At 68.5% G+C, this 23,611-nt stretch carries 24 protein-coding genes and 1 pseudogene; 12 read left to right on the top strand and 13 right to left on the bottom strand.

Translation table 11 applies throughout. The features are described from left to right. Positions 1 to 14 precede the first annotated feature (14 nt). Positions 15 to 647, bottom strand: coding sequence for a flagellar basal body-associated protein FliL (fliL, locus tag I4Q42_RS20660; protein ID WP_198577976.1), 633 nt, complete (start codon positions 645 to 647; stop codon positions 15 to 17). A gap of 222 nt (positions 648 to 869) precedes the next feature. Between fliL and flgF the strand changes: the two genes are divergently transcribed. The 5 genes from flgF (at position 870) to I4Q42_RS20635 (ending at position 4,507) form a co-directional block, all read left to right on the top strand. Continuing rightward, positions 870 to 1,607 (top strand): flagellar basal-body rod protein FlgF, encoded by a 738-nt coding sequence (flgF, locus tag I4Q42_RS20655; RefSeq protein WP_198577975.1) that lies wholly within the window; start codon positions 870 to 872, stop codon positions 1,605 to 1,607. 14 nt (positions 1,608 to 1,621) lie between these two features. Continuing rightward, positions 1,622 to 2,410 (top strand): flagellar basal-body rod protein FlgG, encoded by a 789-nt coding sequence (flgG, locus tag I4Q42_RS20650; RefSeq protein WP_198577974.1) that lies wholly within the window; start codon positions 1,622 to 1,624, stop codon positions 2,408 to 2,410. A 4-nt stretch (positions 2,411 to 2,414) separates the two neighbouring features. Beyond that, entirely contained in the window at positions 2,415 to 3,170 is a 756-nt protein-coding gene (flgA, locus tag I4Q42_RS20645; RefSeq protein ID WP_198577973.1) for a flagellar basal body P-ring formation chaperone FlgA, read from the top strand. A gap of 15 nt (positions 3,171 to 3,185) precedes the next feature. After that, on the top strand, positions 3,186 to 3,917 hold the full coding sequence (flgH, locus tag I4Q42_RS20640; protein WP_198578018.1) for a flagellar basal body L-ring protein FlgH: 732 nt from the start codon (positions 3,186 to 3,188) through the stop codon (positions 3,915 to 3,917). Positions 3,918 to 4,021: 104 nt separating this feature from the next. Beyond that, positions 4,022 to 4,507: a hypothetical protein gene (locus I4Q42_RS20635; protein ID WP_332873124.1), complete on the top strand. Its 486-nt coding sequence runs from the start codon at positions 4,022 to 4,024 to the stop codon at positions 4,505 to 4,507. Positions 4,508 to 4,674: 167 nt separating this feature from the next. Here the strand turns inward: I4Q42_RS20635 and dxs are convergent, their stop codons facing one another. The 6 genes from dxs to I4Q42_RS20605 form a co-directional block, all read right to left on the bottom strand. Next, positions 4,675 to 6,594: a 1-deoxy-D-xylulose-5-phosphate synthase gene (gene dxs, locus I4Q42_RS20630; RefSeq protein WP_198577972.1), complete on the bottom strand. Its 1,920-nt coding sequence runs from the start codon at positions 6,592 to 6,594 to the stop codon at positions 4,675 to 4,677. A 17-nt stretch (positions 6,595 to 6,611) separates the two neighbouring features. Continuing rightward, positions 6,612 to 7,496 (bottom strand): polyprenyl synthetase family protein, encoded by an 885-nt coding sequence (locus I4Q42_RS20625; RefSeq protein WP_198577971.1) that lies wholly within the window; start codon positions 7,494 to 7,496, stop codon positions 6,612 to 6,614. Continuing rightward, positions 7,493 to 7,855, bottom strand: coding sequence for a tRNA-binding protein (locus tag I4Q42_RS20620; RefSeq protein ID WP_198577970.1), 363 nt, complete (start codon positions 7,853 to 7,855; stop codon positions 7,493 to 7,495). The genes I4Q42_RS20625 and I4Q42_RS20620 overlap by 4 nt, the downstream gene beginning before the upstream one ends. Beyond that, entirely contained in the window at positions 7,855 to 8,109 is a 255-nt protein-coding gene (locus I4Q42_RS20615; protein ID WP_058349196.1) for an exodeoxyribonuclease VII small subunit, read from the bottom strand. Before I4Q42_RS20615 ends, I4Q42_RS20620 begins: the two co-directional genes overlap by 1 nt. 65 nt (positions 8,110 to 8,174) lie before the next feature. Next, the gene (locus I4Q42_RS20610; RefSeq protein ID WP_198577969.1) at positions 8,175 to 8,795 is read right to left on the bottom strand and encodes a phosphoglycerate mutase family protein; all 621 of its coding nucleotides are present in this window, start codon (positions 8,793 to 8,795) and stop codon (positions 8,175 to 8,177) included. A 43-nt stretch (positions 8,796 to 8,838) separates the two neighbouring features. Then, a complete protein-coding gene (locus tag I4Q42_RS20605; protein ID WP_198577968.1) occupies positions 8,839 to 9,759 on the bottom strand; it encodes a histone deacetylase family protein in 921 nt (306 codons plus the stop codon). 182 nt (positions 9,760 to 9,941) lie between these two features. Between I4Q42_RS20605 and I4Q42_RS20600 the strand changes: the two are divergent. Continuing rightward, positions 9,942 to 10,283, top strand: a pseudogene (locus I4Q42_RS20600) (endonuclease domain-containing protein). 80 nt (positions 10,284 to 10,363) lie between these two features. Here the strand turns inward: I4Q42_RS20600 and I4Q42_RS20595 are convergent. The 4 genes from I4Q42_RS20595 to I4Q42_RS20580 all read right to left on the bottom strand — a co-directional run bounded on the left by I4Q42_RS20595 (position 10,364) and on the right by I4Q42_RS20580 (position 13,717). Continuing rightward, positions 10,364 to 10,981 carry a glutathione S-transferase family protein gene (locus I4Q42_RS20595; RefSeq protein ID WP_198577967.1) on the bottom strand — a complete coding sequence of 206 codons (618 nt, stop codon included), beginning with the start codon at positions 10,979 to 10,981 and terminating at the stop codon, positions 10,364 to 10,366. Positions 10,982 to 11,057: 76 nt separating this feature from the next. Further along, on the bottom strand, positions 11,058 to 11,429 hold the full coding sequence (locus tag I4Q42_RS20590) for an endonuclease domain-containing protein (protein WP_332873123.1): 372 nt from the start codon (positions 11,427 to 11,429) through the stop codon (positions 11,058 to 11,060). Between the two features lie 73 nt (positions 11,430 to 11,502). Beyond that, positions 11,503 to 12,786: a NupC/NupG family nucleoside CNT transporter gene (locus I4Q42_RS20585; protein WP_198577965.1), complete on the bottom strand. Its 1,284-nt coding sequence runs from the start codon at positions 12,784 to 12,786 to the stop codon at positions 11,503 to 11,505. Positions 12,787 to 13,003: 217 nt separating this feature from the next. Further along, positions 13,004 to 13,717, bottom strand: coding sequence for an EF-hand domain-containing protein (locus I4Q42_RS20580; RefSeq protein ID WP_198577964.1), 714 nt, complete (start codon positions 13,715 to 13,717; stop codon positions 13,004 to 13,006). A gap of 133 nt (positions 13,718 to 13,850) precedes the next feature. Here I4Q42_RS20580 and I4Q42_RS20575 point away from each other — a divergent pair, with 133 nt between their 5' ends. Then, entirely contained in the window at positions 13,851 to 14,096 is a 246-nt protein-coding gene (locus I4Q42_RS20575; protein ID WP_198577963.1) for a hypothetical protein, read from the top strand. Positions 14,097 to 14,280: 184 nt separating this feature from the next. On the opposite strand, the gene I4Q42_RS20570 is transcribed toward I4Q42_RS20575, so the two are convergent. Continuing rightward, positions 14,281 to 16,362, bottom strand: a complete 2,082-nt coding sequence (locus I4Q42_RS20570) for a S46 family peptidase (protein ID WP_232793321.1) — start codon at positions 16,360 to 16,362, stop codon at positions 14,281 to 14,283. 224 nt (positions 16,363 to 16,586) lie between these two features. Between I4Q42_RS20570 and I4Q42_RS20565 the strand changes: the two genes are divergently transcribed. The 5 genes from I4Q42_RS20565 to I4Q42_RS20545 all read left to right on the top strand — a co-directional run bounded on the left by I4Q42_RS20565 (position 16,587) and on the right by I4Q42_RS20545 (position 22,198). After that, positions 16,587 to 17,774 carry an ABC transporter permease gene (locus tag I4Q42_RS20565; RefSeq protein ID WP_198577962.1) on the top strand — a complete coding sequence of 396 codons (1,188 nt, stop codon included), beginning with the start codon at positions 16,587 to 16,589 and terminating at the stop codon, positions 17,772 to 17,774. Then, on the top strand, positions 17,771 to 18,523 hold the full coding sequence (locus I4Q42_RS20560; protein ID WP_198577961.1) for an ABC transporter ATP-binding protein: 753 nt from the start codon (positions 17,771 to 17,773) through the stop codon (positions 18,521 to 18,523). The genes I4Q42_RS20565 and I4Q42_RS20560 overlap by 4 nt, the downstream gene beginning before the upstream one ends. 19 nt (positions 18,524 to 18,542) lie before the next feature. Further along, positions 18,543 to 19,553, top strand: a complete 1,011-nt coding sequence (locus tag I4Q42_RS20555) for an HlyD family secretion protein (protein ID WP_198577960.1) — start codon at positions 18,543 to 18,545, stop codon at positions 19,551 to 19,553. A gap of 94 nt (positions 19,554 to 19,647) precedes the next feature. Next, a complete protein-coding gene (locus tag I4Q42_RS20550; RefSeq protein WP_198577959.1) occupies positions 19,648 to 20,556 on the top strand; it encodes an SDR family NAD(P)-dependent oxidoreductase in 909 nt (302 codons plus the stop codon). A 340-nt stretch (positions 20,557 to 20,896) separates the two neighbouring features. Further along, positions 20,897 to 22,198 carry an outer membrane protein transport protein gene (locus I4Q42_RS20545; protein ID WP_198577958.1) on the top strand — a complete coding sequence of 434 codons (1,302 nt, stop codon included), beginning with the start codon at positions 20,897 to 20,899 and terminating at the stop codon, positions 22,196 to 22,198. 182 nt (positions 22,199 to 22,380) lie between these two features. On the opposite strand, the gene I4Q42_RS20540 is transcribed toward I4Q42_RS20545, so the two are convergent. Further along, entirely contained in the window at positions 22,381 to 23,493 is a 1,113-nt protein-coding gene (locus I4Q42_RS20540) for an Mrp/NBP35 family ATP-binding protein (RefSeq protein ID WP_198577957.1), read from the bottom strand. Between the last annotated feature and the right edge of the window lie 118 nt (positions 23,494 to 23,611).

Raw genomic sequence — 23,611 nt, 5'->3', positions numbered from 1 at the left:
AGCCAGCCCGAAGGCTAGTTGATCAGCATCTCCTCGATCAGGACGGCGTTCACCTTCGAAGGGGCGGCCACCAGGTTGACCCGGCGCAGCAGCTCCGAGCGCAGCTGGTAGCTGCCCTGGCTGCCGGCGAGGTCTTCCGGGCGCAGCTCGCGCAGGAAGGTCTGGAACATGTCGGTCAGGCGCGGAAGGTTCGGGGTCAGGGCGTCGGCCGTTTCCTCGTCGGGCAGCTCGAAGGTCAGCTTGAGCTTCAGGAAGGTCGACTTGCCGTCGGCCGCCTGCATGTTCACGACGATGTCGGGCAGGGTGTAGAACACCACGCCGTCGGGGCCTTCCTTGATGACCGGCGCGCCGGCGCCGCCCTCGGCGGGCTTGGCCCCCTCGCCGCCCTCGCCGCCTTCCTTCTTTTCCTTTTTCTCTTTCTTCTTCTCGGCCTTTTCGCCGTGCTCGCCGGCGGCGGCTTCGCCTTCGGCGGCCGGCTTCGGCTTGAGCATGAAGAAGGCCGCGGCCCCGCCGCCGCCCAGCACGAGCACGCCGGCGGCCGCCGCGATCAGGACGATCGGCGGCTTCTTTTTTGCAGGAGCTTCACCCTCGGCGGCGCCCTCTTCGCCTTCGGGGGCGGGAGCTTCCTTGGGGGGTTTCTTGGCCACGCGGGAGTTCCTTGAAAACTATGGGTCCTACTTCTGCGCGAGCATGGTTAACGATGTCTTTTGAAGGCCATTTGGTCGCAGGCTGAATCTGCCTGCCAGGGCCCGCGAAAGCGTCGCCGTTAACCACCCTGTTTGCTGATTTTATTGCGCTTTTCGAGTTGGCACGAGGATTGCTTGTAGGGTTTCGGCGCATTTGTCGCGCCAAACTGCGAGTTAATCGTCATGGACAACGCGCTGTATGTGGGCCTTTCGCGGCAGATGACGCTCCGTCGTGAGCTGGACATCGTCGCGAACAACATCGCCAACGCCAACACCACCGGCTTCAAGGTCGAGGACCTGATGGTCCGCACCGAGGCGGCCAAGCCTGCGCGCACCGCGGGCGGCCCCGCGCCGATCAAGTTCGTGCTGGACGACGGCGTCGTCCGCGACTTCAAGCCGGGCGCCCTGAACCAGACGGGCGGGACCTTCGATCTGGCTCTGGAAAACCAGGGCTTCTTCAAGGTTTCGACCGCCGAGGGCGAGCGCTACACCCGCGACGGCCGCTTCACGACCAATCCGGAAGGCGTGCTGACCACCCAGCAGGGCGCCCCGGTGCTCGACGACGGCGGCGGCCAGATCACGGTCGATCCGCAACTGGGCGCCGTCACCATCGGCCGCGACGGCATCGTCAGCCAGGGCTCGGCCCGGGTCGGCAAGATCGGCGTCGCCCGCTTCTCCGACCTCTCCTCTCTGCGCAAGCAGGGCGACAATCTCTACCGCAACGCCGGTAACGAAACCCCGCAGTCGGCCACCGACGCGGTCATCCACCAAGGCATGCTGGAGGGGTCCAACGTCCAGCCCGTCCAGCAGATCACCAAGCTCATCGAGGTCAGCCGCGCCTACGAGAGCATCGCCAAGATGATGGACCAAACCGCCGAACTCTCGCGCTCCGCCGTCGAGCGTATGGGCAAGGTCCAGTAAGGGATTAACGACAGATGCAAGCGCTCCGCACCGCCACGACCGGCATGGCTGCCCAGCAGCTGAACGTCGAGGTCATCTCGAACAACATCGCCAACATGAACACCATTGGCTTCAAGCGCCAACGGGCCGAGTTCCAGGACCTGCTGTACCAGACGATCGAGCGCGCCGGCTCGCAGTCGTCCAGCGACGGCAACGTGGTCCCGACCGGCGTTCAGATCGGCGGCGGCGTCAAGGCCGGCTCGGTCTACCGCATCACCGAGCAAGGCACGCCTACGGCCACCAACAACCAGCTGGACGTGGCCATCCAGGGCAAGGGCTACCTGCAGATCCTGCTGCCCTCGGGCGAGACGGCCTATACCCGCGCCGGCAACTTCTCGACCAACGACCAGGGCCAGGTCGTCACCGAGGACGGCTACCAGGTGCAGCCGGGCATCACCATTCCCGAGAACGCCACGGCCATCACCATCGGCAAGACCGGCCTGGTGCAGGTCACGCTCGACGGCCAGACCGACCCGCAGACCGTCGGCCAGATCGAACTGGCCAACTTCATGAACGAAGGCGGCCTCGAAGCCATCGGCGACAACCTGTTCCTGGAAACCGGCGCCTCGGGCGCGGCCAACGTCGCCGCCCCCGGCTCGACCGGCTTCGGCACCCTGCTGCAGAACTACACCGAAGCCTCGAACGTCGACGCCGTCAGCGAAATCACCTCTCTGATCGTCGCCCAGCGCGCCTACGAGATGAACTCCAAGGTCATCACCACGGCCGACCAGATGCTCCAGGCCACCTCGAACCTGCGGTCGTAAGCTCATGAAATCCTTGATCCTCGCCGCTGCCGCTCTGCTGATCGCCGCCCCGGCCGCCTTTGCCGGCCAACCGGTCGAGCTGCGCCACGACACCACCGACGCCGACGGCGTGGTGACCCTGGGCGAGCTGTTCGACGGCGCTGGTTCGGCTGGCGGGATCGTCGCCGCACGCCGCCTGGGCCCCACCGTCGTGCTCGACGCCGCCCAGCTGCAGATGACCGCCCGCCGCGCCGGCCTCGACTGGGCCAACCCGCAGGGCCTGCGCCGCGTGATCGTCCGCCAGGGCGCGGAAAACGGCGGCCAGCTGGCCGGCGCCGCCGTCCAGCGTGGAAACGTGGAAGTTCTTGCCTATGCCCGCAGCCTGGCGGCCGGCGACATCGTCCAGCCCGAGGATCTGGTGTGGATCAAGGTCGCCTCGGCCCCGGCCGACGCCCCTTCCGACGCCGACGCCGTCATCGGCCTGAGCGCCAAACGCCCGCTGCGCCAGGGCGCGGCCGCCGCCCTGCGCGACGTCTCGGCCCCGCAGGCCATCAAGCAGGGTGATGTTGTCGCAGTCACCTACGACTACGGCGGCGTGGCCCTCACCTTGCAGGGCAAGGCCATGAGCGGCGCGGCCTCGGGGGAAGTCCTCAAGGTGCAGAACACCGCCAGCAAGAAGATCATCGAAGCCGTGGCCACGGGCCCCGGTTCGGCCGCCGTCGGTCCCCAGGCCCAGAGCCTGCGGATCCAGTCCAACTCCGTGCGCTACGCCGCCCGCTAAGAGCCAGAGATGTCCATGCGCCCCGCCGCCTTCGTCGCCCTCGCCCTGCTCGCCCCGATCGCCGCCTGCTCGACCGTCACCGAGGCCGTGAAGGGCCCCGAGCTGGCGCCCGTCGGCTATCCCGCCTCGCTGGCCCCGATGGCCCCGACCTATGTCTCGGCCCGCGAACCGGCCCCGCAGGCGGCTTCGGCCAACTCGCTTTGGCGCGTCGGCGCCCGCGCCTTCTTCAACGACCAGCGCGCCAGCCGTGTCGGCGACATCGTCACCGTGCTGATCGAGATCGACGACAGCGCCAGCACCTCTAACGCCAGCAAGTCGTCGCGCACCTCGTCGGGCAGCGCCGGCGTCAGCAACTTCTTCGGCCTGGAATCCAGCCTCGGCAAGGTTCTGCCGGGCGGCTTCGACCCGGCCAACGCCGTGGGCACCAACTCGGCCTTCTCCAACGCCGGCGCCGGCAGCGTCAGCCGCTCGGAGAAGATCAACCTGACGGTCGCCGCGATCGTCGCCCAGGTCATGCCCAACGGCAACATGGTGATCCAGGGCACCCAGGAGGTGAAGACCAACAACGAGCTGCGCCAGCTGACGGTGGCCGGCATCGTGCGTCCGGAAGACATCTCCTCGGCCAACACCATCAAGCACACCCAGATCGCCGAAGCCCGCATCAGCTACGGCGGCCGCGGCGACATCAGCCGCGTGCAGAAGACCCCGGCCGGCCAGTCGCTGGTCGAGAAGTTCTCGCCCTTCTGATCCTGAGACGAGGCCGGCGCGCGCTTTCCTGACCGGAAGCGCGCCGGTCGGCAGAAACCGCCTGGGCCGGCGGGGCGTTCTCCTGAGCAAGGAGACATCGCCCCGTGTCCAACATCCGGCCTAGCGTCCGCCTGCAGATCCTGCCCACCGCCGCCGCGCTCGCCGCGCTGCTGCTGAGCGCCTGCGCGCACGAGCGGCCGGCAAATCCCGCCTACGCCTGGGCCTATCTCAACGAGCCCGGCGAAGGCCCCAAGCTGGCCTACGGCCGCCCGTCGAGCGACGAGGTGCTGCTGATGCTGGCCTGCCCGACCGCGGGCGGACCGGTGGAGGTGTCGGCGGCGGGGATCGAGGGCGAGGCCATAGCGCTGTCCAGCCGCGACCAGACGTCGCGCCTGGCCGCGAAAGCCGCCGATGACGGCGTAACCGGGCCCCTGCTGCTGGCCCGGACGACCCCGCGCGACCCTGCACTAGGCAATTTTCGCCGCACGGGCGATCTTGCAATCCTTAACGCCGGCCAGCGCCACGACATCGCCGCCAGCGGCGACGAGCGCCGCGGCGTGAAGGCGTTCTTCAAGGCTTGCGGCAGCTAGATCCCTCTCCCCTTACGGGAGAGGGTGGCCTCTGAAGGAGGTCGGGTGAGGGGTCGCACCCACAGAAACGCCGCGAAAGCCGATCAGCTTTCGCGGCGTCTGACTTTTGAGAGACCCCTCATCCGGCGCTTCGCGCCACCTTCTCCCGCAAGGGCAGAAGGATCAGGTCAAGCCCGCCGCCCCGCGGCGCTGACATTGTCCATGCCCAGCGCCGAAAGCGCCCCGCGCATGATGCCCTCGGCGTCGAGGCCGGCCTCGGCGTACATGACGTCGGGCTTGTCCTGGTCCTGGAAGACGTCGGGCAGACCCAGGGTGCGGATCTTCAGGCCGCGATCCAGGGCGCCGTGCTGGGCCAGGGCCTGCAGCACGAAGGCCCCGAAGCCGCCCATGGCCCCCTCTTCCACCGTGACGATGGCCTCGTGCTCGCGCGCCAGGCGCAGCAGCAGGTCCAGATCCAGCGGCTTGGCGAAGCGGGCGTCGCAGACGGTGGCCGAGAAGCCCCGCGCGGCCAGCAGGTCGGCCGCCTTCAGGCTTTCGCTCAGGCGCGTGCCGAACGAGACGATGGCGACGCTGGTCCCTTCGCGGACGATGCGGCCCTTTCCGATCTCCAGAGGCTCGGCCGGACCGGCCGGCAGTTCCAGGCCCAGGCCCTCGCCGCGCGGATAGCGGAAGGCGCTGGGGCGGTCGTCGATCTCGACGGCAGTGGCGACCATGCGGGCCAGTTCCAGCTCGTCGGCTGCGGCCATCAGCACCATGCCGGGCAGAGCGCCCATGAAGCCGATGTCGAATGAACCGGCATGGGTCGGGCCGTCGGCGCCGACCAGGCCGGCGCGGTCCATGGCGAAGCGCACCGGCAGGCGCTGGATCGCCACGTCGTGCACCACCTGGTCGTAGCCGCGCTGCAGGAAGGTCGAATAGATCGCCGCGAACGGCTTCATGCCATCGGCGGCCAGGCCCGCGGCGAAGGTCACCGCGTGCTGCTCGGCGATGCCGACGTCGAAGGTGCGGGTCGGGAATTCCTTCTCGAACAGGTCAAGGCCCGTGCCCGAGGGCATGGCGGCGGTGATGGCGACGATCTTGTCGTCGACCTTGGCCTGCTTGACCAGTTCCTGGGCGAACACCTTGGTGTAGCTGGGCGGGCCGGCGGCGGCCTTCTGCTGCTGGCCGGTGACGACGTCGAACTTGGCCACGGCGTGCAGCTTGTCGGCCGCGCCCTCGGCCGGGGCGTAGCCCTTGCCCTTCTGGGTGACGACGTGGACGAGGACCGGCTTGTCCTTGAATTCGCGGGCGTTCTTCAGCACAGAGACCAGGGCGTCCATGTCGTGGCCGTCGATCGGGCCGACATAGTGGAAGCCCAGCTCCTCGAAGAAGGTGCCACCGGTGACCATGCCGCGGGCGTATTCCTCGGCCTTGCGGGCCGCGTCGCGGATCGGGGTCGGCAGCTTTTCGACGACCGTCTTGCCCAGCTTGCGCGCCTTGCGATAGGCGCCGCCCGAGACGAGATTGGCCAGATAGGCGCTCATCCCGCCCACCGGCGGGGCGATCGACATATCGTTGTCGTTGAGGATGACAGTCAGCTGGCGCGTGGCGTCGGTGGCCGCGTTCATCGCCTCGTAGGCCATGCCCGCGCCCAGCGAGCCGTCACCGATCACGGCGACGACGGCGTTGTCCTCGCCTTTCGCGTCGCGCGCGGCGCAGAAGCCCAGGGCCGCCGAGATCGAGGTCGCCGCGTGGGCCGCGCCGAACGGGTCGTATTCGCTCTCGGCCCGCTTGGTGAAGCCCGACAGGCCCCCGCCCTGGCGCAGAGTCGTGATGCGGTCGCGGCGCCCGGTCAGGATCTTGTGCGGATAGGCCTGGTGGCCGACGTCCCAGATCAGGATGTCCTTGGGCGTCTCGTAGACGTGGTGCAGGGCCACGGTCAGCTCGACCACGCCCAGGCCCGCGCCCAGGTGGCCGCCGGTGACGGAGACGGCGGCGATCGTCTCGGCGCGCACCTCCTGCGCCAGCTGCTTGAGCTCGGCGATCGACAACCCGCGCGTATCGGCGGGCGAGGAGACGGTGTCGAGAAGAGGAGTTTGCGTCGGCATGTCTGTAAAGAGCGCGGTCAGTTGCGGCGGTCCAGCACGAAATCAACGCTTTCGCGAAGATGGTCGGCTCTGTCGCCAAAGATATCGAGGTGAGCCTTGGTCTGCGTCGAGAGCAACTCGACCCGTTCCTTGGCGGCTTGCAGACCCAGAAGGGTCACGTAGTTGGCCTTGCCCTTGACGGCGTCCTTGCCGCCGGCGGCCTTGCCCAGCAAGGCTTCGTCGCCCTCGGCGTCGAGAATGTCGTCGACGATCTGGTAGGCCAGGCCCAGGTCCTGGGCAAAGCCCATCAGCGCCGCGCGCTCCTCGGGTTTGGCCCGGGCGATGATCAGCGGAATTTCGAAGGCGAAGGCGATCAGGGCGCCGGTCTTCAGGCGCTGCATGCGGGCTACCGCCCCCAGGTCGTCGCGAACGCCCAGCAGGTCGATCATCTGGCCGCCGGCCATGCCCTTGGCGCCCGAGGCTATGGCCAGCTTGCGCACCAGCTCCGAACGGATATGGCCGTCGTCGTGGGTGTCGGGGTGGGCCATGATCTCGAAGGCGGCGGTCTGCAGGCTGTCGCCGGCCAGGATCGCGGTCGCCTCGTCATATTGGATGTGCACGGTCGGTCGGCCGCGGCGCATGTCGTCGTCGTCCATGGCCGGCAGGTCGTCGTGCACCAGGCTATAGGCGTGGATGCACTCCAGCGCGCAGGCCGCGCGCAGCACCGGCCGCTCGGGCAGGTCGAACATCTTGCCCGTTTCCAGCGCGAAGAACGGCCGCAGGCGCTTGCCGGGACCGAGCGCCGCGTAGCGCATGGCCTCGGTCAGCCGGCTTTCGGGCCCGTCGGCGCGCGGCAGCAGCTCGTCGAGCGCCACGGTGACGATATCGGCCGCCTGGGCGATGCGCTTGCCAAGGTCGCTCAAAACAGCTTTCCCCCGTTCGGCGCCGGCCGATCGACCGTCACGAGGACGACCTCGCCCTCGTCGTCGGGAAAGCCCAGGCAAAGGACCTCCGACATGAACGGGCCGATCTGGCGCGGCTTGAAGTTCACCACCGCCGCCACGCGACGCCCGACCAGCTGGTCGATCGCATAGTGGCGGGTCACCTGGGCCGACGAGCGCTTGACGCCGATCGCCGGTCCAAAATCGATCGTCAGCTTGTAGGCTGGCTTGCGGGCTTCGGGAAAGGCCTCGGCCGCGGTGATCGTCCCTACGCGGATATCCACGCGCTCGAAATCCTCGAACGCGATCGTCGGCGCGATCTTCGGCGAGGCCTGCCCCATCAGGAGAACTCGGCCGGCTCGACGCCCGCGGCGCCGCCTTGTCCAAGCACGATCTTCTCGACCTTCAGGCGCGCGGCTTCCAGCTTCTTCTCGCAGTGGGCCTTCAGGGCCGCGCCGCGCTCGTAGATGTCGATCGACCGCTCCAGCGGCGCCTGGCCCGATTCCAGCTCGGACACGATCTTCTCGAGCTCGGCCAGGGCCTGCTCGAAGCTCAGGGCCGAGAGATCATGCACAGGGGAAGCGGCGTCGGTCATTTCTACTCCAGGGAGAAGCGGGCACCCTAGTCAGTGGGCGGCCCGCGGGCAACGGCTGTGAGGCTTCAGGCGCGCTCGAAGCGCTTGACGCACCAGTACTGGAAGCCCTGGTCGAGGGTCTTCTTCAGCCCGCGCTTCTGCAAGGCCACGCCGATCATGGTGTTGAAAAAGCCGTGGGCCACCAGCAGCACGTTCTTCCCGTCCTGCGACAGGGCGATCAGGGCGTCGGCGGCCGCGTCGGCGCGCACCTCGGCCTGCTTGCGGTTTTCCTGGCCCATATGATGGTCGAAGAACCACCACCAGAAGCGCGAGAAGAAACCCCACTTCTTGGGCGACAGCTTGATCCAGCTGGGCCAGGGCGGCGGCGGCAGCGGGGCCTCGATGAACATCGGGTCGCGGGGAAAGTCGCGGCCGCCGGCGATGGCCTGGGCGGTCTCGATCGAGCGGCGGCGGGTCGAGGAGATGATGACGTCGGCCTTGCGGGCGATCTCCAGCAGGCCATCCGGCGGGGTCTGGCCGGCCAGCAGGCCGCCTTCCTCGTACAGGGCCCACCAGTCGCCATAGGCCTTGGCGCTGAAATGCACCTTGCGCGACAGGGCGGGCTCGCCGTGGCGAGCCAGGACGATCGTCCCGGGCGGGCGGACCACGGGCGAGGCGGTCTGGTCGGCGGTCGGTGCGTCGGCCATTTTCCTCGACGGTCCGGCTCGCGCTGGGCGCGGCGCCGGGTCCCTATCCTTCCTGAAGTGCTCGAACATGCGCCTGGGCCGAACGGCCGAGCGCTTCGAGGTCGTACCCGCCCTCGAGCGAGGAGACAATACGCCCTCTGGATCGATGGTCGGCGACCGTCACGATCGCCCGCGTCGCCCAGGCGAAGTCCTCGACTTCAAGGCTTTGCTGCGCCAGGGGATCGCGGGCATGGGCGTCGAACCCGGCCGAGACCAAGATCAGGTCGGGGGCGAAGGCGTCGACCCGTCCCATCAGCCCCTCGAACGCCCCGCGCCAGGATTCGCTGGTCGCGCCGGGCGCCACCGTGGCGTTGACGATGTTGCCCAGGCCCTTCTCCGACGGGTCGCCGGTGCCGGGGTAGAGCGGCGACTGGTGGATCGAGGCGACCATCACCGTCGGGTCGTGCTCGAACGCCGCCTGGCTGCCGTTGCCGTGGTGGACGTCGAAATCGACGATGGCCACGCGCCGCAGGCCGCTGGCCTGGGCGACCCTGGCGGCGATCGCCACGTTGGAGAACACGCAAAAGCCCATGGGCGTGGCCGGCTCGGCATGGTGGCCAGGCGGCCGCACGGCGCAGAAGGCCCGGCTCCCCTCCCCGCTCGCCACATGACGCACGGCCGCCGCCACCGCCCCGGCCGCCCGCCGCGCGGCGATCAGGCTGCCCGTGGACATCACCGTATCGGGGTCCAGCGCATGGATCCCAGCATGCGGCGCGGCGGCGAAGATCGAATCGACGAAGGCGGCCGGATGGATCCGCAGCAGGTCGGCCGGATCGACCAGCGGCGCCTCGAACGGCTCCAAGTCGAGATTGGCGTCGTCCTCCAGCGCGTCGATCACCGCCCTCAGCCGCGCCGGGCTCTCCACGTGACCGGGCCCTGGCCGGTGGTCGAGCATGTCGGCATGGGTGAACAGCGAGATGGCCATGGAACGAGGTTATGCCGGATGGATCGCGGGAGCCAAGCGCAGCCGGATTCTCTTCCCCCTCTCTCTTAGAGAGAGGGAGGGGCCCGCCGCGAAGCGGTGGGAGGGTGAGTGGTTTCGCCGCCTACAGGAAAATCCCAATTCCTCTGATTGAAAACACCGCACCGCCCCGCCTGACTTTGCGCATGGACAGGACCGCTACGCCCGCCGCCTTCGCCAAAGCCAGACCTTGGCGGAGAAGACGCTGTGGGCGCTCGTCCGCAACCGCCGCCTCGCCGGCTTCAAGTTTCATGCGGCAGATCGCGATCGGCCGCTATTTCACGGACTTCGTCTGCGAGGCGGGCAAGCTCATCGTGGAGCTCGACGGCGCGGCTCATGACGGTCGTGAAGTCTATGACGATCATCGCACCGACACGTTGAAGCGGATTGGGTACGTGGTTCTCAGATTCCTCAATGAACGGGTCTTGGCGGACCCCGGCGGAACCGCCGCCGATATCCTGGCCGCGCTCCGATCGGTGAGGCCGTAACCACTCACCCTCCCACGCCTTCGGCGCGGGCCCCTCCCTCTCTCTAAGAGAGAGGGGATCGCGGCCGCAACCCCAACACTCTACACCCCCGCCTTCGCCGCCGGCCGCGCCATCATCGCCTCCAGCCAGCGCTTCACGTGCGCCAGCTCCGGATCGGGCCGAAACCGAGCCATCCGCGCGAAGTCGATTCCCGTCACGGCCAGGATGTCGGCGATGGTCACCCGGTCGCCGGCGATGAACGGGCTTTCGGCCAGACGCCTGTCGAGCACCCGGATGCCCTTCTCGGCGGCGGCGCGGTTGTTGGCGGCGACTTCGGGGACCTGGGTCTCGATCGCCGCCAGGGCCGGATGGCTGTGGCGCACGGTCAGCATCAGCGGCGTGGCCACCAGCATCTCGGCCCGCCGCGCCCACATCTCGATCACCGCGACCTCGCGCGGATCGGCGCCGAACAGGTTGGGCTCGGGATAGGCGCTTTCCAGGTAGCGGCAGATGGCCACCGACTCGGTGATCGTGGTCGTCTCGTCGATCTCCAGGGCGGGCACGTTGGGCAGGCCAGCCTTGGCCAGGTAGTCGGGCGCGCGGTGCTGGCCGGCGAAGATGTCGATCTCGACGATCTCGACGTCCTCGATCCCCTTCTCGGCCATGAACCACCGCACCCGGCGCGGATTGGGCGCACGACGGCTGTCGTAGAGCTTCATTCTGATAGTCCTCCCGTCGCCATAAGAGCCCTTCCCCCTTGATGGGGGAAGGGTTGGGATGGGGGTGGTTACGGCGTCAGACGACAAAGCGCCGGATCTCCGCCGCGACGCGCTCGGCGATCTCCTCGGGATTTCCGAACGCCTCGACATCCCGCACCCGCAGCACGCGATAGCCCTGGCTCGCCAGCCAGGCGTCCCGCTCGGCGTCATGCAGCTGTTCTTCGGAAAGGTCGTGCCGCCCACCGTCGACCTCGATCACGAGCCGCGACGGATGATGCACGAAGTCGGCGACGTAGCGGCCGATCGGCGCCTGGCGCCGGATATGGAGGTCGAGCGCTCTAAGCGCTTTCCAGAGGTTCCGCTCGCTGGCGGTCATCTCCCGCCGAAGACGGCGGGCTCGGCCGACGGCGCCAGGCGCATGTGTCGGCCTTGGTTCTCGTTCGGACACGCCGCAGCCACCCCCATCCCCGGCCCTTCCCCCATCAAGGGGGAAGGGAGGAGACTGAGCAACTATAGATCGGTCAAAGCCCGAACAGCGCCCGGGGCATCAGGCCGATCAGCGAACCGGTCAGGCAGGTGGCCAGGAAGCCGGCCAGCATGGCCTTCCACACCAGGCTCAGCACTTCCTGGCGGCGCTGGGGCACCAGCACCGAGAAGCCGGCGACGTTCATGCCGACCGAGCCGATGTTGGCGAAGCCACACAGGGCATAGGTCATGATCATCCGCGAGCGCTCGTCGAGCGTCGACGCGCCGGTCTTGGCCATCTGGATGAAGGCGGTGAACTCGGTGAGGATCAGCTTGGTGCCCAGCAGGCCGCCGGCGCTGCCGGCTTCCTTCCAGGGGATGCCCATCGACCAGGCCAGGGGCGAGAACACCACGCCCAGGCCGCGTGTCAGGCTCAGCGGCTCGCCGCCGACGGCCGGCAGCAGGGCCAGGAACTTGTCGAGCATGGTGGCCAGGGCCACGAAGACGATCAGGGTCGCGCCGACGTTCAGCGCGATCTGCAGGCCGTCGGTGGTGCCCTTCATGACGGCGTCGATGGCGCTGCCGTAGGTCTTGTCCTCGGCGGCCAGGTCCAGGTCGCCGCCCTTTTCCAGCGGATCCGACGGCACGACGATGCGGGCCAGCAGCACGCCGGCCGGGGCCGAGATGATTGAGGCGGTCAGCACGTGGGCCGCGGCGTTGGGCAGCACGTCGGCCAGGATGGTGGCGTAGGCGACCATGGTCGAGCCGGACACGCAGGCCATGCCGACCGTGATCAGCATGAACAGTTCCGAGCGGCTCAGCTTGTCGAGATAGGCGCGGATGAAGATCGGGCCTTCGATCTGGCCCATGAAGATGGTGGCGGCGGTGGCCAGGGCCGGCGGCCCGCGCAGGCCCAGGGTCTTCTGGAACACGAAGCCGAAGCCTTGGGCGGCCCACTTCAGGATTTTCCAGTGCCACAGCAGCGCCGACAGGGCGCAGACCACCAGGATCACCGGCATGACGCGGAAGGCGAAGATGAAGCCCGCACCCGGATTGCTGACCGGATAGGGCTGGTCGCCGCCGGCCAGGAAGCCGAACACGAAGGCGGTGCCGGCCTGGGTGGAGGCGCCGAGGCCCTCGACCGCGCCGTTGACGCCGCGCAGCATCTGCTGGGCCTGCGGCAGGCCGAACAGCAGGACGACCAGGCCGACCTGGATGATCAGGGCGCCGATGGCCAGCACCCATGGGAAGCGCTTGCGGTTTTCGGAGACGAGCCAGCAAAGGCCGAGGGTGAGCGCCAGGCCGGCGAGGGCCTGAACGTTCTCGGGACGGAAAAGCAAGACGGCGGAACCTTAAGTATGAAGCGACGCCCCCGCGACGCCGGCCAAGGGGCCAGTTTGTCCAACACAAGCGCGCCCGGCGCAAGCGGCTTGCTTAACCTTTGGCGTGGCGAGCGCCGGCGCCTGCTGGGCGGGCGACGGGCTGGTCAAGACGCGAACACGGCCGCGGAGGGAGAGTCCCCGCGGCCGTGCGCCGTCTGGATCGGAAAGCTCGGCCTTAAGCGGCGATGCTGACCGACTGGGTCGTGCTGGAGCTGTCGCTGCTGGCCGTGCTGCTCGTCGCGGCGTCGGCCAGCTGCTGCAGCAGCTTCTGCATCATGTCCGACGCCAGGCTCGAACTCGACAGCGTGCTGGCGAGGGTCGAGGTGGTGTCGGTGGTGTCGGAGGCCTGCTTCAGCAGCGAGGCGAACTCGTCGCCGGACAGGCCGCCGTCGCCGTTCGTGTCGGCCGACGAGATCAGCGAGGAGGCGGCCGAGGTCGCATCGGTGCTGTCGGTGCTGTCGGTATAGGCGGCGGCCAGTTCGGCGGCCGAAACGGTGCCGTCCTCGTTGGTGTCGAGGCTGTCGAACACCTCGCTGGAGCTGGAAGCGCCGCCAGCGCCGCCGGCCCCACCGCCACCGCCGCCACTTTCACTGCTCGCGCTTTCAGACGGCGGCGGTCCGGGTGGCGGACCGCCCATGCCGCCAGGGCCGCCCGAGGCTTGGGCCAGGGCCGCGAACTCGTCGCCCGACAGGCTGCCGTCGCCGTCGGTGTCGCCGTCGGAGATCAGGCTTTCGACGGCCGACGAGACGTCGTCCGACTCGCCCAGCGCGCTGCTGAGGGCCGTGGTCAGCTCGTCGGTCGACAGGGTTCCGTCGGCGTCGGTGTCGAGGGACTCAAAGCCCCCCTGGCCCGGGCCGCCCATGCCCTGCATCCCGCCCATCTGGCTCATGCCGCCTTCCTGCATGGAAAGCAGCGAGCCGAGGGTTTCGGAGCTGAAACTTTCGCCGCTCGAGCCTTGCGAGCTCATGGGCGGCGGGGGCGGCGGCGGGGGTGAACCGCTGCCGACCTGCAGTTCTTGCCCAGTGGACGCGCTGCTGGACGTGCTGCTGGTGGTCGACGCCGCGCTGGCCGCGGACGTCGTTGAGGAGCTGCGCATCGACTGCAGCAACTGCTGCATGATCGAGGAACTGCTCAGGCTGGAAACGCTCAAGGCGATTTCTCCTGGTGCCGGTGGACGCGCACGAAGCGCGGAAAACACGCGCCCTTGCCCGAGGCGCGCTCCGGTCCCAGCGAAAAACATTCCACATTTCAGCGTGTTGCAGTGGTGAAATGTGCACAGGCCAATCCTTCTCCCCCTGCGGGAGAAGGTGTCGGCGGCAGCCGACGGATGAGGGGTCGCACAAACGCAAAACGCCGCGACAGCGGATCGGCTGGCGCGGCGTTCGACGTCTGAGAGACCCCGACCTCCCTCCGGGAGGGCACCCTCTCCCGCAGGGGGAGAGGGATGAGGACCTACTTCCCCGACACCAGCTCCTTCACCAGCGCCTCGCGGCCGTAGACCTTGGTCAGGGCCTCGGTGATCGCCGCCGTCGAGACCACCACGGTGCGGTTGATCGAACCGTCATAGCCGAAGGCGCCGCCCAGAGAGTGGATGTTGCCGTCGAAGGCCGCGCCGATCACCCGGCCCTTGGCGTCGATCACCGGCGAGCCCGAGTTGCCGCCGATGATGTCGTTGGTGGTGACGTAGTCGTAGACCGTCTTGGGGTTCAGCTTGTCCTTGGCGGCGATCCAGCGCGGGGCGGCCTGGAAGGGCTCGGCGCCGGTGACGCGGTCGTAGAAGCCGGCGAAGTCGGTGAACGGGGTGATCGTGCGGCCGCGATGGGTCCAGCCGGCGACCTTGCCGTACGACAGGCGCAGGGAGAAGGTCGCGTCCGGATAGACGCTGTCGCCCAGCACCGCGAAGCGGGCCTTGGCGATGCGCTCGGCGGCGGCGTCGGTCGGAGCGGTGACGCTGGCCTCGTAGGTCTTGCGCACCTCGCGGCCCAGCCCTTCGGTCTTCAGCACGAACTGGATCATCGGGTCGTCCGAGGCCTGGACGGCGGCCAGACCCCCGTCCCACAGCGCCTTGCGCACGGCAGGATCGGCCAGCTTGCTGCCGGCGACCAGGCGGGCCGACAGGCCCTCGGGGCTTTCCTTGCCCAGCAGCAGCTTCACGGCCGGGGCATCGGCGGTCAGGTACTCGCGGGTCTTCAGCAGCCAGTGCTCGAGATAGAGCTGCTCCAGCGGCGCATCGACCGGCCGCTTGTCCAGCAGCCGCTTCTCGGCCAGCGGCAGGCGGGTGTCGCCATATTCGGGCAGGCGCTCGGCCGAGGGCTTGGCGCGCTCCTGGGCGCCGCGCACAAGGGTGCGGGCGTAGCCATAGAGGTCCGAGCCGCCGCCGGCCGAGGTTTCGAGCTGACGCATCGGCACGAACTGGTCGGCCACGGCGGCCTGGGCCTTGTCGATCTCGCTCCACGGGTCGCCGATCTCGGCGGCCAGCTTCGGATCGGCGGCGACCTTCGTCCTCAGGTCGGTCTCGGCGGCGCGCTTGGCGTCCATGAACTTCTTGTCGCTGAGCACGAACTGCTGGCCGAAGAACACCTTGTAGCTGTTCTCCACCCCAGCCAGCGGCTGGTTGGCGATGCGCTTGTTCTCTTCGTTCTGCTCGCCGAACTGGATCAGGCGGCCGCGCATCTCCGAGCGCTGCAGCTGGCCGATCGGGATGATCAGGTCGCGGTTGGTCTCCAGCTGCGAAACGGTCAGCTGGCGCTGAGTGGTGCCTGGATTGCCGGCCACGAAGGTCGGCTCGCCTTCCACCGGTGCGGTGGCGCGCCAGGCCAGGTGGCTGGGGGTCACGGCCGGCTTGCCGTCCTCGTACAGGCGCAGGAAGGCGCTATCGAGGTTGAAGCGCGGGAAGTTGAAGTTGTCCGGGTCGCCGCCGAAGAAGGCCGTGGCGTATTCCGGCGCGAACACCAGGCGTACGTCGGCGTAGCGGCGGTACTTGTACACCTTGTACTGGCCGCCGCGGTAGAAGCTGATGGTCTGGCAGCGCAGGGTCTTGTCCTGGCCGCAGGCGGCCAGCTCGGCCGTGGCGAAGGCCGCGTCGCGCGCCTTGACGAAGTCCTGGCCGGTCTTGCCCGCGCCGGCCGCCTTGACCTGGTCTGTGACGTCGAGGATCGACAGCAGCACCTCGGCCTGCATGCCCGCGCACTTCAGTTCCTCTTCCCGCGCGCCGGTCAGGAAGCCGTCCTTGACGTAGTCCTTGCCCTCGCTCGACAGCGCCTGGGTACAGTCGGCCACGCAGTGGTTGTTGGTCAGGACCAGACCCTGGCCCGAGACCACCGAGGCCGAACAGCCCGTGGTCAGGCGCACGGCCGAGGCGCGCACCGTGTCGAGCCACTTCTGGTCGATGTCGACGCCGTAGGTCTGCTTGACCTTGGCCGAGGGGAAATTGTCGAAGGTCCACATGCCTTCATCGGCCTGGGCCGCGCCGGCGGCCGCGAACGAGAGCACCAGGGCCGAGGCGGCCAGGGTCGAGCGAGCGAGAGTCTTCATCAAGCGTCCTTGGCGCGGCGTCGCGCGCAGCTGCGTATAATATAACACTTCTTAGACAAGCCGAACCGCCGCCGCCAGCCTTGTTTCCCGTCTTGCCTTGCAGGCGCAAAAAACATGCTCGCGGAGGCCGTTCCGTCGAAGGGACTTAGCTTACCCCGATTTAACTTGGCCGAAAGCCGATCCCATTGTTCTTCTACAACCGTGAATTGGGGGAGCGGTTCGTAATGTCGTTGGCTTTGGCCACCCTGCTATATGAGTGGCGTCGATACATGGCGGCCGTCGTCGCCCTGGCCTTTTCGGGCCTGCTGGTGCTGGCGCAAGTCGGCATGTTCGTCGGCATCGGCAAGGGCTTCACTGCCCAGATCGACCGCGCCCGCGCCGACATCATGGTGCTGGGCCCCGGCGCCAAGGCGCTGTTCGGCGGCCCCTCGGGCCTGCCCCGCCGGATGATCCCGCTGGTCTACAGCCACCCCGAAGTGATCCAGGTCGCCCCGCTCGACGGCTCGGGCGGCCGTTTCCAGAACATCCTGTCGCCCGAACAGCAGGCCAAGGCCGAGGCCCGGGCCAAGCGCGGCGAGAAGGGCGGCGGCGGCCGCAAGACCGAGTTCGTCAACGTCACCGTCATCGACGCCATCCCCGGCTACGTGACCGTGCCCACCGACTACAGCAACGACATGATCGAGGCCCTGCGCCGCCCCTATTCGGTGGCCATCGATCAGACCGCCCTCAAGCGCCTGGGCGTCAAGAAGGGCGACAAGGCCATCTACAATGGCAAGACCATCACCATCGGCGTGGTCACCACCGGCTATCCCAACATCATCCAGCCCACCCTGGTGATGTCGCGCGACACCCTGCGGATGCTCGGCGAGGCCGATACCGGCCAGCGCGTCGGCCCCCTGATGGTGTCGATCCGTGACCCCGCCCGCGCCGAGATCGTCGCCGCCCAGCTGAACAAGAAGGCCGACGGCAAGTTCCGCGCCTGGACCCGCCAGGAACTGGCCGACGCCAATTCCGGCGCCATGCTGGAAGACCAGATCATCGGCATCATGCTGGGCTTCTCGGCCTTCCTCGGCCTGCTGATCGGCGTGGCCATCACCTGGCAGACCCTGCGCGGCGCGATCATGGCCAACATCAAGGAGTTCGCCTCCCTGCGGGCCCTGGGCGTCTCGATGGGCGACCTGCGCAACATCGTCATGGAGCTCAGCTTCTGGGTCGGGATCGTGGGCGTGCTGGCCGCGGGCCTGCTGACCTGGCTGGTCAGCCTGCTGGCCACCGCCGGCGGCGTGCCGATGTATTTCCCGCCCGTGCTGATCGCGATCGTGGCGGTGTTCCTCGTCGTCATCGCCATGCTGTCGGGCTTCCTGTCCCTCGGCGTCCTCAAGAACAGCCAGCCGGCGGATCTCCTGCGATGAGCGGAAACAACAACGCCCACAAGCGCGGCGAGAGCGCCCTGTCCGCCAAGGGCCTCGTCAAGCGGTTCAAGACCGGCCGCACCTTCATCGAGGTGCTCAAGGGGGTCGATTTCGACGCGCGCCACGGCGACGTGACCATGGTCATGGGCCCGTCGGGCTCGGGCAAGTCCACCCTGGTGGCGGCGCTGTCGGGTCTGCTGAAGCCCGACGAGGGCCACGTGGCGGCGCTGGAAGCCGACGACCTGTGGTCCCTGCCGAAGGGCAAGATCGATCGCTTCCGCCTCGATCACTGCGGCTTCATCTTCCAGGGGTTCAACCTCTTCCCCGCCCTCACCGCCAAGCAGCAGGTGATGACGGTGCTGAAGTACCAGGACGTCGGCCCCGGCGAAGCGGCCCGGCGCGCCCAGGCGGCGCTGGAGTCCGTGGGCCTGGGCCCGCGCGTCAACCAGCGTCCGTCGGAACTGTCGGGCGGCGAGAAGCAGCGCGTGGCCATCGCCCGCGCCCTGGCCAAGAACCCCAACCTGATCTTCGCCGACGAACCCACCTCCGCCCTCGACGGCAAGAGCGGCGAGACGGTGATCAAGCTGCTGCGCGCGGCCGCCACCGAGCGCGGCGCGGCGGTGATCTGCGTGACTCACGACCCGCGGCTCGAGGCCTATGCCGACCGCGTCATCCACATCGAAGACGGCCGGATCCTGGACGACGTGCGCCGCACGCCGGAAGCCAATCCCGCGCCGCTCAGCCACTGATATTTCGGGGAAAGTTCAAATGCCCAGGTTTCTGCGCCGCCCGGCCTTCTGGATCGTCATCGTCGTCCTCGGACTGGTCGGCGGCAGCTTCTTCTACGTGAAGGGCCAGGCCGCCGAGAAGAAGAAGAAGCTGGAGGTCGCCGCCGCCCAGGAGGAGCCCTCCCCCTATGCGGCCATCGCCAACGGCAAGGCCGACATCGAGGGCGGCGTGATCCAGGTGGCCGCGCGCCGCCAGGGCATCGTGCGCCAGGTGTTCGTGCAGGAAGGCGACGCCGTCGTCGCGGGCCAGCCGCTGGCCAAGCAGGAGGACGACGAGCCCCGCCTGGCCGCCCAGACCGCCGCGGCCAACCTCGCTTCCGCTCGTGCCCAGCTGGCCCTGCACCAGGTGCAGCTGCGCACCGCCCAGCGCGAGTACAAGCGCCTGCAGAACCTGTCGGCGTCCAACTTCGTCGCCGCCCAGCGCCTCGACCAGGCCAGCGACCAGATCGCCCAGGCCCAGGCCAATATCGGCGCCCAGCAGGCCGCCATCGCCGTCGCCACCGCCCAGGTCAGCCAGGCCAACTTCACCCAGGAACTGACGGTGATCCGCGCGCCGGCCAACGGCCGCATCGCCCGCCGCTACGCCAATCCCGGCGCCGGCGCCTCGACCCTGAACGTCACCTCGATGTTCGACCTCGAGCCCGACACCCAGCGCATCGTCCGCGCCGAGATCGTCGAGGCCGACCTGCCCAACGTGAAGACCGGCCAGGAGGTCGAGATCCAGCCCGAGAGCGACCCCGACAAGGTCTATGTCGGCAAGGTCCTGCGCCGCGCCGCCGTCTTCGGCGCCCGCAAGCTGGCCTCCGACGATCCCAGCCAGCGCAGCGACGAACGCGTCGTCGAGGTCGTCGTCAGCGCCGACGGCGCCCCGCTGCTGGTCGGCCAGCGCGTGCTGGTGAAGTTCATGAAGCCGGGCAAGAAGGCCGGCGTGAAACGCGACAAGCCGACCGCCCCGGTGGCCGGCGGCCTGACCAAGCCCAAGAAGAGCTGAGGACGAAGACCCAAGGCAGGGGCGCCCTTGACGCCCCTGCCCCGCCGCCGCACAAACGCGTCAAACCAAACACGCGTTTGAGGAGACTTCAGGCATGGCGGACGACATTCGCTTCGACGGTCAGGTGGCGATCGTCACGGGCGCCGGCGGGGGCCTGGGCCGCCAGCACGCGCTGGAACTGGCCCGTCGCGGCGCCAAGGTGGTGGTCAACGACCTGGGCGGCAGCGTCGACGGCTCGGGCGGCTCGTCCGAAGCGGCCAAGGCCGTGGTCGCCGAGATCGAGGCCTTCGGCGGCGAAGCGATCGCCCACGGCGCCTCGGTGACCGACGACGCCGGCGTCGCCGACCTGGTCAAGACCACGATCGACAAGTGGGGCCGGATCGACATCCTGGTCGCCAACGCCGGCATCCTGCGCGACCGCACCCTGACCAAGATGGAGCTGGCCGACTTCGAGGCCGTGATCCAGGTCCACGTCTTCGGCACCTTCAAGCCGATCAAGGCCGTGTGGGACATCATGAAGGCCCAGAACTACGGCCGCATCGTCGTCACCACCTCGTCCTCGGGCATGTACGGCAACTTCGGCCAGTCCAACTACGGCGCGGCCAAGATGGCGGTGCTGGGCCTGATGAACACGCTGAAGCTCGAAGGCGCCAAGAACAACGTCAAGATCAACGCCATCAGCCCGGTGGCCGCCACCCGCATGACCGAAGGCCTGATGCCGCCGGAAGTGCTGGAAAAGCTGAAGCCGGAATACGTCACGCCCGGCGTCGTCTACCTGGTGTCGGAAGACGCCCCGACCGGCGCGATCCTGACCGCCGGCGCCGGCGCCTTCGCCCTGTCGCGGATCTTCGAGACCGAAGGCGTCTATCTGGGCGAAGGCGGCCTGTCGGCCGAGGAAGTCCGCGATAGCTGGGAACAGATCACCGCCGAGCCGGGCCAGCAGGCCTATTTCAACGGCGGCGAACAGGGCCAGAAGTTCTTCCGAAAGCTGGGCGGCGGCTGAACACCTTACCTCAGGTAAAGCACGACAGCGCGGGCGCGGGACTTCAGGTCTCGCGCCCTTCGCTTTTCAAAGCTGACAGAAACGTCAAAAGAGCGCCGTTCGCGATTTTGGCGAATACATGGCTTTACCCAGCGTAAGGCAGACTTTCTGACATAACGACGAATAGAGTGAGGCCGAAAAGGCGCGCTTTCTTTGACGCCATTAACAAAATTCACCCCACAGCGAATAAATAGCAACGGTTTTTGAAAAGATCAGTTAGAGCCGACGGCAACCTCCAGCGCTGCAAGGCGTTTGGCGGACCGAATAGCCTCCCCAAGCTCCCTTAGAAGGTGCGTCAGTCATGTCTCTCTCGCGTAAGATCCTCGCCGCCAGCGCGGCCGTCGCCGCCCTCGCCATCGCCTCGCAAGCCTCGGCCTCGGGCTTCTACCTGCAGGAACAATCGGTCCGCGGTTCGGGCCGCGCCTATTCGGGCGAAGTCGCCGACACCGGCGCCGCCAGCCTGTGGTGGAACCCCGCCGCCATCGCCAGCGTCGAGCACGCCGAGGTCTATGGCGGCCTGCACGCCATCCTCGTGAACTCGGACGTCAAGAACACCGGTTCGACCATAACCCGTCCGGGCCAGGCGACCACCGCCATCAGCGGCGAGACCCGCGAGAGCAACCCGATCCTCAACGGCCTGCTGCCGAACTTCGCCGGTGCCTGGCGCCTGAACGACAAGATCGTCGTCGGCCTGTCGACCGCCGCCCCCTACAACTTCACGACCAAGTACGGCGAAACCAACTTCGCCCGCTACGACGCCCTGAAGTCGCGCCTGACCTCGATCGACATCCAGGGCACGGTCGCCTACCGCCTGAACGACCAGATCGACCTGGGCGTGGGCGTCAGCGCCGAGTACGCCGATGCGAACCTGACCAACGCCCTGCCGCAGATCTCGCCGCTGCTGGCCGACACCGGCCGCCAGTCGCTGACCGGCGACGGCTGGGACTACGGCTGGACCGTCGGCGCCCAGTACCGCCCGGTCTCGACCCTGTCGATCGGCGCCAGCTACCGCTCGAAGATCGAACACACCCTGAAGGGCGAGATCGGCATCTCGGGCCTGGGCAGCCTGCTGGCCGCCCAGAACGGCACCTACGCCGGTGAAGCCACCATCACCACCCCGTGGATGGCCACCCTGGGCGCCCGCTGGGCCGTGACCCCGAAGACCACGCTGAACGCCTCGGTCAGCCGCATCGGCTGGAGCGAGTTCGACGCCATCCGCGTCACCCGCGCCGCCGGCACCACCGTGATCGACCAGGACTACAAGGACATCACGACCATCGCGATCGGCGTCGATCACCAGCTGACCCCGCGCCTGACCCTGCGCGGCGGCGTCCAGAAGGACCCGACCCCGACGCCGGAAGTCGGCCGCACCGCCCGCGTTCCGGACGGCGACCGCATGCTGTACGCCGTCGGCGCCACCTGGGCCGCCAAGCCGAACCTGGCGCTCGACATCGGCGCCAGCTACATCGCCTTCGACAAGGCCGTGATCACCCGCACCGACGTCTCGTACGCCGGCACCGCCGCGGCCACCACGACCGTGCTGAAGGGCGAGGCGACCGGTTCGGGCGTCGTGCTCTCGACCGGCGCGCGCTGGACCTTCTAAGGCTTCCATAGCCTCTGAACGCGGAAAAGCCGCCCGGATCGCTCCGGGCGGCCTTTTTCGTTTTCGCGGGCAAGCCCCCTCCGGCCCTCCGGGCCACCTCCCCCAGAGGGGGAGGATCTGGAAACGCCTCGCCAGAAAGATGCTCCCCCTCTGGGGGAGCTGTCGCGAAGCGACTGAGGGGGTCAGCCCCCCACCGTCTTCCAGACCGCCTTCGCCGCCTCGACGAACGCCTGCGCCGCCGCGCTCTCCGGCGCCGCCAGCACCACCGGCCGGCCCGCATCGCCGGCTTCGCGCACGGCCATCTCGATCGGAACCTGGGCCAGCAGCGGCGTGCCCAGGACCTCCGCCTCGGCCGCCCCGCCGCCCGAGCCGAAGATCGGGATCGGCGCGCCCGTCGCGGGATCGGCGAAGAAGGCCATGTTCTCGACCAGGCCCAGGATCGGCGTCGCGGTCTTGGCGAACATCGCCGCCGCCCGGCGCGCGTCGATCAGGGCGATCTCCTGCGGGGTGGTGACCAGCACCACGCCGTCGATGCGCAGCTTCTGCACCAGGGTCAGGTGGATGTCGCCGGTGCCCGGCGGCAGGTCGACCACCAGCACGTCCAGCGGCTCGGCTTCCGAGCCCCAGGCCACGTCCTGGATCAGTTGGCGCACCGCCGACGAGGCCATCGGCCCGCGCCAGATCATCGCCCGCCCCTCGTCGACCATGAAGCCGATCGACATCAGCTTCACGCCGTGGGCCTCGATGGGCAGCAGCTTCTTGTCCTCGAAGGTCGGCTCGCCGTCGACGCCCATCATCCGCGGCGCCGAGGGGCCGTAGATGTCGGCGTCCAGCAGCCCGACCTTCAGCCCCAGCCCCGCAAGCGCGCAGGCCAGGTTGGTCGAGACGGTGGACTTGCCCACCCCGCCTTTGCCCGAGGCCACGGCGATCACGTGGCGCACGTGGGCGGGCTTTTCGGAAGCCGGCGGCGGGCCGACCTGGGCCTGCGGATCGTCGGCCACCCGTGCGCCCTTGCGCACCCTCGTGGTCTCGGCCGGGGCCTGGGCGGTCAGCACCACCTGGGCGCGGGTGATCCCCGGCAGGGCCGCCAGCGCCTTCTCCGCCGCCTCGCGCACGGGGGCGTAGCCGCCCACGCGCGACGCCGGCACCTCCAGCACGAAGCCGGCCTTGCCCTCGCGCACCACCAGCCCCTGCACGAGGCCGGCCTTCACCAGGCCAAGCCCGGTAGCTGGATCCTCGATGCGGTCGAGGGCCTCGCGGGCGTCTTCGGGAGTCGCGGGTGAGCTTGCGGTCACGTCTGTGTCTTGCCTTGTGGCGTGGGGGTCCTCATATCCGCGTGTGGGGTCTGTTTTACAACCCCGCCAGCCAACAAGCCTGAAGAGGTCGCCCGGCGGCCTCCGCACCAACAAGCCC

Source organism: Caulobacter hibisci, from assembly GCF_016135805.1.
In the GTDB taxonomy this organism is placed as follows: domain Bacteria; phylum Pseudomonadota; class Alphaproteobacteria; order Caulobacterales; family Caulobacteraceae; genus Caulobacter; species Caulobacter hibisci.
The sequence above is the reverse complement of the archived record's forward strand: the minus strand, read 5'-3'. Positions and strand labels throughout refer to the sequence as shown.

What these genes read in the sequence shown, in the direction of transcription:
- I4Q42_RS20545 (WP_198577958.1), top strand. Translation starts at nt 20,897, where the DNA reads ATGTCTCTCTCGCGTAAGATCCTCGCCGCCAGCGCGGCCGTCGCCGCC.
- I4Q42_RS20615 (WP_058349196.1), bottom strand. Translation starts at nt 8,109, where the DNA reads ATGACCGACGCCGCTTCCCCTGTGCATGATCTCTCGGCCCTGAGCTTC.
- dxs (WP_198577972.1), bottom strand. Translation starts at nt 6,594, where the DNA reads ATGCCGACGCAAACTCCTCTTCTCGACACCGTCTCCTCGCCCGCCGAT.
- I4Q42_RS20560 (WP_198577961.1), top strand. Translation starts at nt 17,771, where the DNA reads ATGAGCGGAAACAACAACGCCCACAAGCGCGGCGAGAGCGCCCTGTCC.
- I4Q42_RS20550 (WP_198577959.1), top strand. Translation starts at nt 19,648, where the DNA reads ATGGCGGACGACATTCGCTTCGACGGTCAGGTGGCGATCGTCACGGGC.
- I4Q42_RS20605 (WP_198577968.1), bottom strand. Translation starts at nt 9,759, where the DNA reads ATGGCCATCTCGCTGTTCACCCATGCCGACATGCTCGACCACCGGCCA.
- flgG (WP_198577974.1), top strand. Translation starts at nt 1,622, where the DNA reads ATGCAAGCGCTCCGCACCGCCACGACCGGCATGGCTGCCCAGCAGCTG.
- I4Q42_RS20620 (WP_198577970.1), bottom strand. Translation starts at nt 7,855, where the DNA reads ATGGGGCAGGCCTCGCCGAAGATCGCGCCGACGATCGCGTTCGAGGAT.
- flgH (WP_198578018.1), top strand. Translation starts at nt 3,186, where the DNA reads ATGCGCCCCGCCGCCTTCGTCGCCCTCGCCCTGCTCGCCCCGATCGCC.
- I4Q42_RS20565 (WP_198577962.1), top strand. Translation starts at nt 16,587, where the DNA reads ATGTCGTTGGCTTTGGCCACCCTGCTATATGAGTGGCGTCGATACATG.
- flgF (WP_198577975.1), top strand. Translation starts at nt 870, where the DNA reads ATGGACAACGCGCTGTATGTGGGCCTTTCGCGGCAGATGACGCTCCGT.
- I4Q42_RS20555 (WP_198577960.1), top strand. Translation starts at nt 18,543, where the DNA reads ATGCCCAGGTTTCTGCGCCGCCCGGCCTTCTGGATCGTCATCGTCGTC.
- I4Q42_RS20595 (WP_198577967.1), bottom strand. Translation starts at nt 10,981, where the DNA reads ATGAAGCTCTACGACAGCCGTCGTGCGCCCAATCCGCGCCGGGTGCGG.
- I4Q42_RS20610 (WP_198577969.1), bottom strand. Translation starts at nt 8,795, where the DNA reads ATGGCCGACGCACCGACCGCCGACCAGACCGCCTCGCCCGTGGTCCGC.
- I4Q42_RS20570 (WP_232793321.1), bottom strand. Translation starts at nt 16,362, where the DNA reads ATGAAGACTCTCGCTCGCTCGACCCTGGCCGCCTCGGCCCTGGTGCTC.
- I4Q42_RS20580 (WP_198577964.1), bottom strand. Translation starts at nt 13,717, where the DNA reads ATGAGCCAGATGGGCGGGATGCAGGGCATGGGCGGCCCGGGCCAGGGG.
- flgA (WP_198577973.1), top strand. Translation starts at nt 2,415, where the DNA reads ATGAAATCCTTGATCCTCGCCGCTGCCGCTCTGCTGATCGCCGCCCCG.